The organism is Bacillus sp. AFS015802, assembly GCF_002561455.1.
In the GTDB taxonomy this organism is placed as follows: domain Bacteria; phylum Bacillota; class Bacilli; order Bacillales; family Bacillaceae_B; genus Rossellomorea.
In genome coordinates this window covers 420,187-434,555 of the sequence record NZ_NTUP01000066.1, presented here as the reverse complement: position 1 = coordinate 434,555, position 14,369 = coordinate 420,187, and the positions used below count along the sequence as shown (strand labels likewise).

The following is a 14,369-nucleotide window of genomic DNA, read 5'->3' as shown; positions in this document are numbered from 1 at the left end:
CTCCCCCTCTATCAATTATCGAAAACGATCCTACAGGAATGAATTTCGGCGCTTCGTACATCTTCCCCTATCAACTGCGTCGAGGCAGAACTTCCGCCAATCAGCTCACCCTTATGGTTAAATAATGGATGGCAGGTCACATCGTATTCATAAGCCTGTCCTGATAGAGGGAAGGAAATTCTTTTCCTTATGGATGTACGAGTATTGATCACTTCTTGTTTAACTTTCATTAATTCCCTTGTCCCATCATTATCCTCCAACTCCACGTCATGCAGACCGATCACTGAGACCGGGTCAAAGTCAGGGTGTGGATTAAAAATCCATGTATATCTAAGATCTAAATCAAAATGGGCAATGACCATCGGGGAACCTTGCAGGGCAAAATAAAAGGGACTTTCTTCTAATTCGAAGATGGAAACATGGAAACTCAGTAAGTCTGCCAGATTTTCAGCAAGTTTCTTGCTTGGAACTCTAACGCCACTCTCAATCTTAGAATAATAGGATCTGTCGATGTGAATTAAATATGCGATATCTTCTTGGCTATACCCCTTCATCTTCCTTAACCTTTCAAGCCAAATTCTCTTCTGATGACTCACACGCATCCCTCCTATGATACCTTTCTAGTTCTATTATACTGATTCGGCCTCCAAAAACTATGTGACTATTTTGTCACTATTGCAAAATAACGTAAAACCGACTAAAAGACCCACATTAAAGGAAAAAACAGAAAATATCTTCTAGTAAAATGGAATTTCCCTTCTGGATTTTTTCCATAAAAGAACCTCAGGGTATCCCTGAAGTCCTTCATTTAGTCCTGAACCAATCCGCTCCCTCATCCATATGAACAAACGGAATATCAGTGTCCACTTCACCCGTGATCCTGTCCCTGTCCACATCCATACCATCCAGCCACTCTGCAAAATCAAAGACAATGGGCTCCCGGTCGCCGCCAAGGGCCATCCATGCTTTCATTTCTTTCGGAAAATAAGCAGAGGTATGAATCGTACCAGCCCAGCTCCCATATAAATCGGAGAATATCCCTTTATCCGTATCATTCATCAAACGAAATGCAAGGTTGGCATCAAGTTCCTTATTTTCCTGGAGGATTCCCAACCGCCTCTTCGAATCGACCAGATGATTCCGGTTCTCCTGGGTCATGCTTTCAAAGTGATTGGTGCACGCATTCGATTGCCTCACCTCTACCCCACGCGGCGACGTTTCTACGATAAACGTTTCCCCACTCCTGTCATACACCACATAACTGAATGAATGGCGATGGGGAATTTCTTTCAGCATGTCCACGGCTTCCGCGACATCCCCGCATGATTCAAGAATCAACCGTCCGATCATACAGCAAATGAAGCCATCTCCGGGATTTTTCCGGTGCATAAAATTATATCCTAGGGCGAGACCCTTTTCGTTCATTCCATCCATCCGCCCGGTCACCCTCTGACTCGGACCAATGATACTATATCCCACATCCGTCGGCTGATAGAACGTATAGCGTCCCTCATACGTCTTCGGATGATAATCATAGTTCCGGATCAAATAGTCTTTCCCTGTTACAATCGAGCAGCCGGATTTCATATACTCCACCCGATATCCGCCAAACTCCTTCAGCACCCGTTCCACCGGCCACTCGAGCGCGTCTTGTAATCCAAGAAGTTCATCCCAGATGCCGGGGGCAAACCTCCTGATTGCATCTCTGGTTTCCTCGATGCTGATGGAAAATCTGGGCTTTCGCACCTTCCACTGATTTTCCCGATTCTTCACTGTAATCGAGTTCTTTATCCTTTCTCCCTGCATATAACCAAAATCGTAATGAGAACCACGAAATTGAATCACATCGCTATGTATCGTCTTCATGCTAAAACCTCTTTTTGTCAGAATGTATTCTATTAGGATAATAGAATCGACAGGAAAAAGAAAGGAATCGGAATCCTCCTACACACGTCGATCAACGGGGAGAAAAACCACCATCACCAAGCAAATGACAAAGGCCATCCCCGTTACCAACAACCAAAGAAAAAAACCGATGAAGGCCATGAACCCGTCCTCACCTGGATACTGAGGGACATACGTCACCCATTCATACAGGATGAATAATGAAAGGAACAAATAGAAACTACTCCCCACTACACCCACTTTCAGTCGCTCTCCTTTTCCCCACGCTCTCGAATTGACAAGTGAACTCCACACCAAGACACTCACGATAACCGCACCCATCATGATCACTAAGTGAAGGTATGGAATCATCAGCAGGGTAATGACATACAAAATCAATCCAGTTGTGCCGAACAAAACCAGATTCATCCCAAATAAAAAACACCCGACCAGCCAAGGATTGTGAAACCACTCGTACTTATTTAACGAATGAATCCATTTGATCGAATAGCTTGTCTTATTCTGCATTCTCATAAAAAAGAAAAGACCGATCATACCCAAAAGGATAAACAATGTCACGTGATCATTCTCTCCCTTCCACATTGTTTTCGTGGTTTATTTTACCATATCATCATTGATGGAGGGGGACGATAGACGTATCAGCAGATCATTCAATGTTCTGCGGGCCATCCATCGGCTTTGTTCAACTGCTGAATTCCTCCTGATAATCAGCAGCTGAACGTATTCAAAATACCAGCAAACCGACAAAAAAAGACGGCCATTACGACCGCCCCCTTCACTCATCATTTCTTCTCAATAATCTCATCAATGATCCCGTATTCCTTCGCCTCATACGCACTCATGAAATAATCCCGATCCGTATCGAATGCGACCTTCTCAACGGATTGACCTGTCTTTTCAGCAATGATTTTGTTGATATGCTCTCTTAATTTCAGGATGCGTTTTGCAGAAATCTCGAGGTCTGTCGCCTGTCCGCGTGCTCCGCCTAAAGGCTGATGAATCATGATTTCACTATTGGGCAGTGCAAATCGTTTCCCTTTCGTGCCTGCCAAGAGGAGCATCGCCCCGAATGATGCCGCCATACCCGTACAGATCGTCCGCACATCGGGATTGATGTATTGCATCGTATCAAAGATGGCAAAGCCCGCGGAAGTGGAGCCTCCTGGACTATTGATATACAGGGAAATGTCTTTATCAGGATCATCCGCTGCCAGGAATAATAGTTGGGCGACGACACTATTGGCCATGTGATCATTCACTTCGTCACTCACCATGATGATGCGGTCCTTCAATAATCGTGAGTAAATATCGTAGGAACGTTCCCCTTTACCTGATTGTTCAATGACATAAGGTATTGCATTCATTGTATTCCTTCCTCCCTCATTCGTTATGCAGCCATCGAGAGGATGGTTGAAGGAGAAGCAGATTTCGGTGCCATACGCATTTGGACCGGTCCATAAGTAAGCAGCGTCGGGATATAGGCGATCAGGAGAGTCGGATCCTGGGCTTTCAGGCTACGATATAAGATAGCGTGCAACTCTTTTTGCAGATCTTCATCCCCAAGGGGTTGAAAGCCGCTTTCCTCTTCATCATCGGAGATCCTTTTCACCTTTGCCCTGGACCTGTTCAGCAAGGCTTTCACAGCGGTTTCCGTCAGGTTCAGAACTTCCGCCACTTCAGAGATCTTGTACTGAAAGGCTTCTTTTAATATATAGGTGATTAATTGCTTCGGGGTCATCTTCCTGGAAAGCATCTCGATCATATCAGGGCTGATTTCCTCTTTTGGATGGGTTTCCACCTTCAACTCAGGGACCGCACCAATCGTTTCCCTGCTTTGCTTCCGGACTTTATCGATCCAAAGATGGTAGGCCATTTTATTTAGCAAGGAAGGGCTCCAATCCTGACGGTCCGGGTATTGACTCAGTGCCTTATAAATGGACTCCTGAGCAAGATCCTCCCCGTCCCATTTGTTCTTCGTCAGAAAATAACAGTACCTGTAGAGCTTCGGAATCATCTCTTCCATTCCTTCGTCACTCAGCCTTCGCTCATTCCGGTTTTCGATCGACCTCGTTTGCATTGTCTTCACTCCTTTGCATCCTCTCATGCTTATAACGGATAAGTATGTGAAAAAGATATGGGCTTCAGGATGATTTTATTATTATTATATCCAACAGGGGGGAGATGCGTAATAAATTGGTTTCAACTCTTCCACTTGTGCTAAAGTGGAATCATCAAAATAAATGGTTATTGGAAAAGAGGAGCCGTTATGATTTCGATACTTGTCGTCGATGATGATCACCATCTCAGGAAGCTCGTCCGTGTTCATTTGGAACAGAATGGCTATCTGGTCATAGAAGCACCTGATGGAGACGCAGCATCGGTCGTTCTCGAAAAGCAAACCATCGATCTGGCGATTGTGGACCTGATGATGCCGAACAAAGATGGATTTCAATTAGCAAAGGAAATAAGGGAAGACTACGATATCCCGATTATTATGTTGACGGCCAAGGGCAGCCTCGCGGATAAAGCGAAAGGCTATGAGGCCGGTACCGATGATTATATGGTGAAGCCTTTTGAAAAAGAGGAGCTCCTATTTCGTGTTCAAGCCATCCTGAGACGGTTTGACCGGGCTGGTTCCCAGAAAATCCTCCTCAGTGACATGACCCTCGATAGAAGGTCTTACGAGGTAAAAGTCGGAAGCAGAACCATGATCCTCCCCCTCAAGGAATTTGAACTGCTTTATTATCTGGCGAGTTTCCCCAACAGAACATTTACAAGGGATGAACTCATTCAACATGTTTGGGGAATCGACTTCGAAGGGGATGATCGAACCGTGGATGTACATATTAAAAGGCTGCGTGAACGATTCCGGCGTTCTTCCCATGCCTTTACGATTACCACCATTCGTGGAGTCGGCTATAAATTGGAGGTTACCTGAATGAGAACCCTTTATATCCGGATCGTCGTCGTCACCCTGTTGATCATGATCACGAGCAGTATCATCGCCTTTATCGGTTCAAACCTTTACTATCAGATGATCCTAAAGCCCGCCAACGATGAAAAGAACACTGAAATCGCCAGGGATATTGTCGGATTATACAATGATGCTTCCATGGAAGAATCCGCTTTTTTTGAAAAAACGGCGAAACTAAGCTATCAATTTTACGTGACCGACGGAAAAGGAACAGGAACATTTTATGGCGAGGCGTTTCGGGATCAGAGCCTTTCTCAGGAAGTGGTGCGGAGTGTCCTGAATGGGTCCACTTATCACGGGATGGATGATTACCCTTCCACCACATTTGTCACCGGATTTTTTTCCAATGAATTATCCAATAGTATCGGGGTCCCCATTGAGATTGATGGAAAGCCACACGCCCTGTTTATGAGGCCGAACGTCAAGCAGCAGTTCAATGAAATCCATATTCTCCTATCCGTCCTTCTCCTATTGACGATTGTACTCAGTATGCTGATCGTATTCTTCAGTACACGGTATCTGGTAAAGCCGATCAGGGAGCTTACAGTTGCCACGAAGAAGATAGCCGGTGGAGATTATTCCATCCGACTGAAGGAAAATCGCAGGGACGAAATCGGGACCCTTGCCAGATCGTTTACCAGCATGAGCCGTCAGCTGATGCAGGTGGAAAACATGCGCCAGGAGTTCGTTTCCAATGTGTCTCATGAAATCCAGACACCTCTTTCATCCATGAAAGGCTATGCCAATCTGCTGCGCTCCCCTTCCATCTCAAAAGAAGATCGGGAATACTACACGAAGGTGATTGAATCCGAAAGCACCCGGTTATCCAAGCTGAGCAAACAGCTTTTGACCCTTGCCTCCCTTGACAAGGATAGTGGAGTGCTGGAGTCCGCCCCTGTTGACCTGACCAGGATGCTGCAGGCACTCATCGGACAAACGAGGTGGTTGTGGGAAGGGAAGGGTCTTTCCGTATCCCTGGAAGCGGATGAAGTGATTTATCCCGGGCACGAAGAACTGCTTTACCAGGCTTTCGAGAACCTTTTAACCAACAGTATTAAGTACACCCCTGGGGGAGGGGAAATCAATATGTCCCTTTACAAGGAACAAAAGGGGATGATGTTTATCATCCAGGACACAGGAATCGGCATCCCCAAAGAGCATATAGAAAAGATCTTTGACCGCTTCTACAAAGTGGATGAGTCCCGCAGTCATGAGCGGGACAGCAGCGGCCTCGGCCTATCCATCGTCAAAAAGATCATCACCCTTCACCATGGCAAAATCCACGTGAAGAGTAATCCAAATGAAGGAACCACCTTCACGGTGACGCTTCCTTAATCCGTTGTTCATCTTCCGTTCATACTTCTCATCTATCATGAAGGAGAAATATGAAAGGGAAGGTGATTTTTTTGTTTCTCGCATGGAAAGAAATTCGTTATTCAAAAATGAAATTCATGTTGATCATAGGCATCATCACACTGATCACAAGCCTGGTCTTATCCATATCGGGGCTTGCAAACGGATTATCGGTCGATAACGCCTCGGCTGTCAAGAATATGTCGGCAGACACATACATTGTGCAAAAAAGCGATACCCATCAGCTTGAACGATCAAATTTAACGGAGGAAGACCTTTCTTCTGTTCAAAGAGGCTCTCCCCTCGGGTTAAAGATGGTGGAGATGATTCATGAAGGTGAGGCAGTGAATATCAGCCTATTTGCCTTAGACACAAAAAGTCCATTCATGCCTGCTGCAAAAGACGCGGGCAGCCTTGCTCCTTATGAGGTGATCGCTGATTCCGGTTTGAAGAAAGAAGGAGCCGAAGTCGGTGACTCCTTCACCTACAAAGACAAAACGTGGCGAATCAAGGGATTCACAAAAGAGCGCTTCAGCTACGGCCATACTCCGGCTATGTTCACATCAATAGAAACGTGGAAGGACCTTCACCAAGAAGAGCTTATGTACCAGGCCATTCTTTTAGCTGATGGAGACGGAGTGAAAATACCTCCCGGACTGGATCATGCATCAAAAAAGGATATTCTTTCAAACGTACCCGGCTATTCGGCCGAACAGGGCTCTTTGAATATGATGGTGATCTTTTTACTCATCATATCAGCCATTGTCCTGGCTACCTTCTTTTATGTGATGACATTGCAAAAGCTTCATCAATACGGGGTGCTGAAAGCAATCGGGACGAAAGCAGGCATCCTGCTGCGCGCCCTTTTCGCACAAATCTCCATCCTGTCCATTGTGGGGATCGCAGCAGGGAATGCCCTGACGTATGGTCTGACACTGATCATCCCCGCCGATGTACCTTTTGAATTATCCATTCAAATGATCCTGTTCAACAGTACCTTGATCTTACTCATGGCATGGATCGGTTCACTTCTGTCCTTCAGAAGCATTGTAAAGGTGGACCCATTAGAAGCAATAGGAGGAGTGAAATAAGATGACGTCCATTTTAGAATTAAACGGGGTTACGAAAACATACAAACAGGGAAATGAAGTCCTCACCGTTCTGGACGATATTAACATGAGGGTCCAGAAGGGGGAATTCGGTGCCATACTCGGGCCATCCGGTTCAGGAAAAAGCACCCTTCTCTCCATCATAGGGGCGTTAACCAGTCCCTCAAGTGGGGAAGTCATCATAAACGGTCGAAATGTACATGACATGAACGGGAAGGAACAATCCTCCCTTCGCCTCAAGGAAATCGGCTTTATCTTTCAGCAATCAAACCTTGTTCCGTTTTTAACGGTGGAAGAACAACTCTTACTCGTCGGGAAGTTAACCAAACAGAAGGATGACCTTCAGGAACGGGCAATGGGATTGTTGTCTCACCTGGGCCTCTCAGAACGAAGCTCTCATTATCCTGAACAGCTCTCGGGTGGTGAACAACAGCGCGTGGCCATCGCACGCGCCCTTATGAGTGAACCGAAGCTGATCCTTGCCGATGAACCCACGGCAAGCCTCGACCGGGAAAGAGGAAAGTCCGTTGTGGATTTATTGGTAAAGGAAACGAAGGAGAGGAATATCGCTACTATCATGGTCACTCATGATGAGTCGATGATCGGGGATTGTGATTGGGTTTATCGAATGGGATAGGAAAGGGAAATGATTCAGTTGATTAAAATTGAAATCCCACATTTTTCATAATAAAAGACCTATCCACCTTTCAATGGATAGGTCTTTATTATGCTGCCTGCTCTTTACCCGCTTCATTATTTTTCAAGAACATATATAGTGATGCTCCGAAAATGACTACGTATCCAATGATACTGTATACATCAGGAATCTGACCGAATAAGAAGATGCTGATCAGAGCGGAATATACGACTGTCGAATAGAAAAAAATCGATATCTCCCTTGCAGGTGCAAATTTGTATGCAATCGTGATCCCGAACTGACCGACTGTCGCAAAGACACCGGCGGATAACAGGTAAACCCACTGTTTCGCGCTCATCGGTTCATAAAATCCGATGACGAAGGGAAGCAGCACGACCGTCGTAAAGAATGAAAAGTAAAAGACGACCGTATAAAACTTCTCCCTGCTCCCGAGCACCCGAAGGACCGTATAGGCACCTGCGGCAAATATGGCCGAAAACACTCCGGCAACATATGGAATCACATCAAAGGAAAATGCGGGTTTGATGATGAATAATGTTCCGATAAAAGCAATGATGATGGCCACAACCTGAAAGACCCGCGTCCGCTCTTTCAGGAATAGTGCCGAGAAGATGATGGTCAAAAACGGACTCAGCTTGTTCAACATATCGGCATCCGACAGTACGAGGTGATCAATCGCATAGAAGAACAGCACGATGCCGACTGCTCCTAATCCTGACCTGAGTAATAGAAGCTTCTGATTCTCTTTTTTGCCGAATAGGCGTTCCTTATGATACCGGACAAAACCGAATGCAATGAATGCTGAGACGATGTTCCGGAAAAAGGTTTTCTGAATCGTCGGCACGTCCCCGGACAACTTCACAAAAGCTGCCATCAAGGAGAAACCAAACGCTGATAATAGTAATAGTAAAATTCCTTTATTTCGATTTGACATGACTTCCTCCAATGAGTAAACAAATTAGCAACTTAGATAGTGTAACAAAAAATGGGACGGCAAGGAAAAAAGAATGATTTAAAAATCCAAATAACCCCAAAAGGCATCCTGTTATATTCTAAACCGAATTTTCCGTTACATTCAGGATGGAACTTGTTTTTGGGGTAAATGAGGAGAAGGTTTCCGCTTATGCATAAAAAAATCCCCCTTTTATATTTTGGCCCAAATAAAAAAAACCTCCAATTTCCACTGGAGGCAAACCCATCTTACTTTTTCATTATCGGGACCCACACCTCACAAAGATAATCCTCGTCATTCGGATTTCCAGGTGGGTACAATTCGAACTCCGGGGCATCCCCATGTTCATACCCTGTCGAAGGGAACCATTCGGAGAAAATGCGTTTCCATACACCTTGGATGGCTTCAGGCATCGGACCGACCGATTCAAAGACAGCCCACGTGGATGCGGGAATCTCCTTCACTTCAAATGTACCGTCGTCCCCACTCTTTTTTTCGGCACCGATAAAATAAGTGAACGCTTCATTCGGATGATCAAACTCCATGCAAATCCCCAGCATCACATCATTTCCAGCCGCTCTACAAATGTCTCTGTCTAAATCGGTGGTGTTCACTTCATCCCAGAAGGCCGGAATGTCATTCAGGTTCTGACCGTTGCTGGTTGAGACTCTTTTCCCTTTTCCCAACACGTAAAATGCTTCTTTTTCGACGATTCTATAATTCATTTCAACTTCTCCCTTTAATTGGATTTGGAAGGAGATACGCGGGAATGCTTTTAAGGGGGTACCCGATTTCCTCACCTGGGATGGGGAAACACCGTGGGCCTTTCGAAACGCTTTAGAGAAAGATTCGGGTGTCTCATATCCATACCTTAAAGCGACATCGATGACCTTCGCATTCGTATTGTTCAGTTCCTGAGCGGCAAGAGTCAGCCTTCTCCTCCGGATATAATCAGCTACAGTGCAGCCGGTGACCAGTGAAAACAGCCTTTGAAAATGAAATTTCGAGCTGAGTGACAGCCGGGCAAGCTCCTCCATCTCAATTTCGTCCTCCAGATTGTCTTCTATATACTGAATGCAGTCGTTCATCCTATAAAGCATTTCCATTGTTCATCTTCTCCCCACTCACCTAATGTACCATTGCCGATTGTATGGATTCCGGTCATTCTGTGTGATGATGTGACCGGTCAAATTCCTGTTCAATAATCATAAGCTTCTATGCTAATACTAACGTTTACCAAGAATGTACTTCTACACCCTTTCACCCTTTTCCTTCTTTTATTGACATGAAACCATATGGTGTTATATCATTTAAACGAAACCAATTGGTGTTATATTAACACACAGAAAGCAGGCGACATTCATGAAATCAAATCATTTAGAAGATATTAAACAAACCGCTCTATTCAAGGCCCCCATTCAAAAGGTGTGGGACACGGTTTCCACGTCAGAAGGCATTTCTTCATGGTTCATGCCAAATGATTTCCAACCGGAAGTCGGACACGAATTTCACATTCAGTCTCCTTTTGGTCCATCTCCTTGTAAGGTACTGGAGGTAGACCCTCCCCATAAACTGTCCTTCTCCTGGGATACGGATGGCTGGTTCGTTACCTTTCTTTTAAAAGAGGTCGGGGATCAAACTCAATTCACGCTGATTCATGGTGGATGGAAGCATGATGATGCGGTTGTTTCCAAACCGAACGAAAAAAGCTCTGTTATCCGCGAACGAATGGAGAGCGGCTGGGTCGGCATCGTGGACCAAAGGCTTCGGAAGGTTGTGGAAGGATAAGTGTCTGCCGTCAAGCATGATGTATTCCAGGCAATTGCAGACCCGACCCGCCGGGAAGTACTCCGCCTTCTTTCAGAAAAAGAAATGCCCATCTCTGCCCTGACCTCCCATTTCCCAATGAGCCGGACCGCCATTGCAAAACATCTTGCCATCCTGACAGAAGCCGAGTTGGTTTCAGGTGAAAAAGTCGGCAGGGAAAAGATCTATCGCCTTCAGCCTGAGCCCCTCACAGAACTAAAGGACTGGGTAGCCTATTACGAACAGTTCTGGAGCAATAAACTGACCAAGCTGAAACACGTTCTGGAAGAGAATAATGAAGAATAGCGAAGAGGGACGGACCTATAGATTCACGGTCCGTCCCTGTTTATTTTTTACAAATCAGAATTGAAACTACATCTGCCACGACTATTCTCCTTCTTTCCTATCATATATTTAAATAATGCAGCTTCGACTTAAGGGGGAGAACAATATGCGAAACAGAGCTGATGATCATCATTACGATAATCTTTCTTATCCGGATGATATGGTATCCATCGTTAATAATGGATTGGTTCCCACACAAAAACCAAGGAAAGTGATTATCATCGGTGCAGGTATGGCCGGCTTGGTGGCAGGATCCCTGTTGAAAAAAGCAGGCCATTCCATTACGATCCTTGAAGGGAATGACCGGATTGGCGGAAGGGTATATACGTTACGGCAACCTTTTTCAGAAGGCCAATACCTCGATGTAGGTGCCATGCGATTTCCGGAAACCCATGATTTAGTATTTGAATATATTCGTAAATTCAACTTACCGACCAATGAATTCATCAATAAGAGTGATCTCTATCTCGTAAATGGAGTCCAAACGACAGATTCGAACTACAACAAAAATCCAGGTATCTTCAACTATCCCTTCCCCCCTGAAGAACAGGGCAAAACAGCCATCGAATTATTATCCTCCGCCGTGAAACCCTTCTTAGACTTATACGAAAAAGCAAGCCCTGAGGAACAAGAACGGTTACGATTAAAGTTTGATCATTACTCATTCGATGTTTTCTTGCGGTTCAATCCAATCGGAACCTCCCTTTCCCCCGAAGCCATCCGTATCGTAAAGGTCATCCTTGGTATAGAAGGGTTTCCCGAGCTATCATTCGTTGATATTCTTCTTGATATTGTCCGAACCGTCTTCAATGATAAATTAAAATTCTATGAAATAGATGGTGGGAATGATAAGCTTCCCCACTCCTTCTTGCCAGAGCTTCAACAAAACATCTTCTATTCTCAAAAGGTCCATGGAATCGTTCAGAAGAATGAGGGTGTCGAGGTCGTCACAAGGGATCGCACGACAAATCGTTATCATCGGTTTATGGGTGATTACACCATTGTGACGGTCCCATATTCTGTATTTCAATTTATCGATGTCCATCCCTACGAATCCATCTCTTTTCAAAAATGGAAAGCGATACGGGAACTGAATTATGTTTCGTCAGTGAAAATAGGGTTGGAGTTTAAGTCGAAGTTTTGGGAGACCTTTAAAATTGGAAATATTATAACGGATCTTCCCATCCGGTATACGTACCGTCCCAGTCATAATATTGGGGTCGCAGGTCCCGGAGTCATGCTGGGAAGTTACAGCTGGGGACAGAATGCCAATCTGTGGAACAGTTTGCCTGAAGATGAGCGGATTCGCGAAGCACTCCAGGGACTGTATAAAATATACGGAGATCAGGTGTACAAAGAATTTTCAAAAGGTGCCTCATATAGTTGGGGGGAAAATGAATTCTCTGCCGGATGCTTTACCCTATTCGCCCCGAACCAGGCTACGGACTTCTCCGATTCCCTATACTTACCGGAACACCGCATCCACTTTGCCGGAGAACACACCTCCCCTTTCCACGGCTGGGTGGAAGGGGCAATCGAATCGGCCATCCGTGCAGCCTACGAGGTCAATAACAGAACAGACTGAATCGGGAGGGACGGACCTTGGATTCAAAGGTCCTTCCCTCCTTGCTTCTCCCATCCATCCCCGATACCTGACATATGACGAGAATGAATAGGCATGTTTAGTAATGAACAAATAGGGAACCAAGTGAAATGACAATGATAAGGAGGAGGTAAGTATAATGAAGGCTGATGCAATAGATTCAGGATTAAAGAAGCTTGAAGACGATTACATACGAGCACTAAACCTAAATGAAAGCAACACAATAGAACAGTTCATTGAAACATTTCTCTACGATTCGTGGAATTATAATGAACAAAATATGGAATTGATTAAATCTGTAATGGGCCGTTTTAGCAGAGGTGACATTCATCAGACGACATTTAGCCAGTCATTTGATCGGATGATAACTCATTTACATGAAAAGCTTTCTACAGTGGACCAGGATCGAAACTTCCCTATTGTTCATTCCAAGACAGGGGCTTCCATTCTGGTTTCATTTGTAGATGGATTGATCATTCAATACTTTGCAGGGATTTATAGTGTGGGTGACTTAAGAAAACAAACACCTCAACTTAAGGAATCCATTTTAAACGCTATCAGCATTTCAGACAGGTAGCTTATAACTATATTAATTCCTTAAAACTATGTAGGAGAGGGACGGACCTTTGTTCCAAAGGTCCGTCCCTCCTATCATTATTTCACTTTAATCACGATTTTCCCTTTTGCGTGGTGCGTTTCACTGAGTGCGTGAGCATCTTTTACTCCCTGTTCACTCAGCTGGAAGGTTTCTCCGATCACGGGTTTTAACTTCCCGGTTTCGTACAGGTCGGCAAGCTTTGCTAGCTGTTCTCCCTTTGGATCAAGCCATAGGAATTCCGCTTTTACACCGTACTTTGCTGCTTCTTCTTCCGATGGGGGCTGTGCAATGGATACGAGTTTTCCGTTTTCCTTTAGTACCTTGTAACTGTTTGATTGGACTTCCCCACCCATGGAATCCAGTACTAAGTCAAAGTCATTCAGCACTTCACTGAAATCTTCTTCTTTATAGTTGATGAATTGATCTGCTCCCAATGACTTCACGAACTCTTCATTTTTTCCGCTTGCCGTAGTCGCGACATGCGCTCCGAAGCTTTTCGCAATCTGAATGGCAAAATTCCCGACTCCACCGGATCCCGCGTGGATGAGCACCTTGTCCCCTTCTTTAATGCCACCGAAATCGACCAGGCACTGCCAAGCAGTCAAACCGGCAAGGGGAATGGCCGCAGCTTCTTCAAAGCTCATGCTGTCGGGCATTTTGGCAAGCAGTTCATCGTCCACTGCCACATACTCTGCATATGTACCTTCCCTTGTGGTAGCCGGTCTCGCAAATACTCTATCCCCCACTTCAAATCCTTGAACATTTTTCCCCTTTTCAGCAATCACTCCTGCTGCATCCCATCCCAGGATGATGGGAAATTCAAAGTCGAGCATATCTTTTAAATATCCTGCACGGACCTTCCAATCGATCGGGTTGATGGATGTCGCATGATTTTCCAGTAAAATTTGATTATCCCCGATCACCGGCTGATCGATTTCTTTCTCCTGTAATACCTCTTTGTCTCCGTATTGGTTAATGATGATGGCTTTCATATGGATTCCTCCTTGTATTTAATCATACGGTTTATCTTCCCTCTTACTTAGGGTATTTAAACAATGATAGCCCA

General features: G+C 45.0%; 16 protein-coding genes. 8 read left to right on the top strand and 8 right to left on the bottom strand.

Annotated features, from left to right (window positions below; all coding sequences use genetic code 11):
- Nucleotides 1–11 precede the first annotated feature (11 nt).
- The 5 genes from CN378_RS19585 to CN378_RS19560 form a co-directional block, all read right to left on the bottom strand.
- Nucleotides 12–596 (bottom strand): helix-turn-helix domain-containing protein, encoded by a 585-nt coding sequence (locus tag CN378_RS19585; protein WP_483295101.1) that lies wholly within the window; start codon nt 594–596, stop codon nt 12–14.
- Between the two features lie 208 nt (nt 597–804).
- Nucleotides 805–1,866: a C45 family autoproteolytic acyltransferase/hydrolase gene (locus CN378_RS19580; RefSeq protein WP_098354157.1), complete on the bottom strand. Its 1,062-nt coding sequence runs from the start codon at nt 1,864–1,866 to the stop codon at nt 805–807.
- Between the two features lie 78 nt (nt 1,867–1,944).
- Nucleotides 1,945–2,463, bottom strand: a complete 519-nt coding sequence (locus CN378_RS19575) for a hypothetical protein (protein ID WP_098354156.1) — start codon at nt 2,461–2,463, stop codon at nt 1,945–1,947.
- Between the two features lie 224 nt (nt 2,464–2,687).
- Nucleotides 2,688–3,269, bottom strand: coding sequence for an ATP-dependent Clp endopeptidase proteolytic subunit ClpP (clpP, locus tag CN378_RS19565; protein ID WP_098354154.1), 582 nt, complete (start codon nt 3,267–3,269; stop codon nt 2,688–2,690).
- 23 nt (nt 3,270–3,292) lie between these two features.
- Nucleotides 3,293–3,982: a sigma factor-like helix-turn-helix DNA-binding protein gene (locus tag CN378_RS19560; RefSeq protein WP_098354153.1), complete on the bottom strand. Its 690-nt coding sequence runs from the start codon at nt 3,980–3,982 to the stop codon at nt 3,293–3,295.
- Between the two features lie 189 nt (nt 3,983–4,171).
- On the opposite strand from CN378_RS19560, the gene CN378_RS19555 reads away from it, so the two are divergent.
- The 4 genes from CN378_RS19555 (at nt 4,172) to CN378_RS19540 (ending at nt 7,978) form a co-directional block, all read left to right on the top strand.
- Nucleotides 4,172–4,843, top strand: a complete 672-nt coding sequence (locus CN378_RS19555; protein WP_098354152.1) for a response regulator transcription factor — start codon at nt 4,172–4,174, stop codon at nt 4,841–4,843.
- The gene (locus CN378_RS19550) at nt 4,844–6,214 is read left to right on the top strand and encodes a sensor histidine kinase (protein WP_098354151.1); all 1,371 of its coding nucleotides are present in this window, start codon (nt 4,844–4,846) and stop codon (nt 6,212–6,214) included.
- A 71-nt stretch (nt 6,215–6,285) separates the two neighbouring features.
- A complete protein-coding gene (locus tag CN378_RS19545; protein ID WP_179884993.1) occupies nt 6,286–7,323 on the top strand; it encodes an ABC transporter permease in 1,038 nt (345 codons plus the stop codon).
- A 1-nt stretch (nt 7,324) separates the two neighbouring features.
- Nucleotides 7,325–7,978 carry an ABC transporter ATP-binding protein gene (locus CN378_RS19540; RefSeq protein WP_098354149.1) on the top strand — a complete coding sequence of 218 codons (654 nt, stop codon included), beginning with the start codon at nt 7,325–7,327 and terminating at the stop codon, nt 7,976–7,978.
- A gap of 88 nt (nt 7,979–8,066) precedes the next feature.
- Here CN378_RS19540 and CN378_RS19535 read toward each other — a convergent pair whose 3' ends face one another.
- Nucleotides 8,067–8,933, bottom strand: a complete 867-nt coding sequence (locus CN378_RS19535; RefSeq protein WP_098354148.1) for a DMT family transporter — start codon at nt 8,931–8,933, stop codon at nt 8,067–8,069.
- A 266-nt stretch (nt 8,934–9,199) separates the two neighbouring features.
- Complete coding sequence (locus CN378_RS19530; protein ID WP_098354147.1) at nt 9,200–10,057, bottom strand: AraC family transcriptional regulator; 858 nt, start codon at nt 10,055–10,057, stop codon at nt 9,200–9,202.
- A gap of 256 nt (nt 10,058–10,313) precedes the next feature.
- Here CN378_RS19530 and CN378_RS19525 point away from each other — a divergent pair, with 256 nt between their 5' ends.
- From CN378_RS19525 to CN378_RS19510, 4 genes are all read left to right on the top strand, one after another.
- Nucleotides 10,314–10,739, top strand: a complete 426-nt coding sequence (locus tag CN378_RS19525) for an SRPBCC family protein (RefSeq protein WP_098354146.1) — start codon at nt 10,314–10,316, stop codon at nt 10,737–10,739.
- Complete coding sequence (locus tag CN378_RS19520; RefSeq protein ID WP_098354145.1) at nt 10,740–11,063, top strand: ArsR/SmtB family transcription factor; 324 nt, start codon at nt 10,740–10,742, stop codon at nt 11,061–11,063.
- 145 nt (nt 11,064–11,208) lie between these two features.
- A complete protein-coding gene (locus tag CN378_RS19515; RefSeq protein WP_098354144.1) occupies nt 11,209–12,687 on the top strand; it encodes a flavin monoamine oxidase family protein in 1,479 nt (492 codons plus the stop codon).
- 157 nt (nt 12,688–12,844) lie between these two features.
- On the top strand, nt 12,845–13,282 hold the full coding sequence (locus CN378_RS19510) for a hypothetical protein (RefSeq protein WP_098354143.1): 438 nt from the start codon (nt 12,845–12,847) through the stop codon (nt 13,280–13,282).
- A 77-nt stretch (nt 13,283–13,359) separates the two neighbouring features.
- Here CN378_RS19510 and CN378_RS19505 read toward each other — a convergent pair whose 3' ends face one another.
- Nucleotides 13,360–14,295, bottom strand: coding sequence for an NADP-dependent oxidoreductase (locus tag CN378_RS19505; RefSeq protein ID WP_098354142.1), 936 nt, complete (start codon nt 14,293–14,295; stop codon nt 13,360–13,362).
- Nucleotides 14,296–14,369 lie beyond the last annotated feature (74 nt).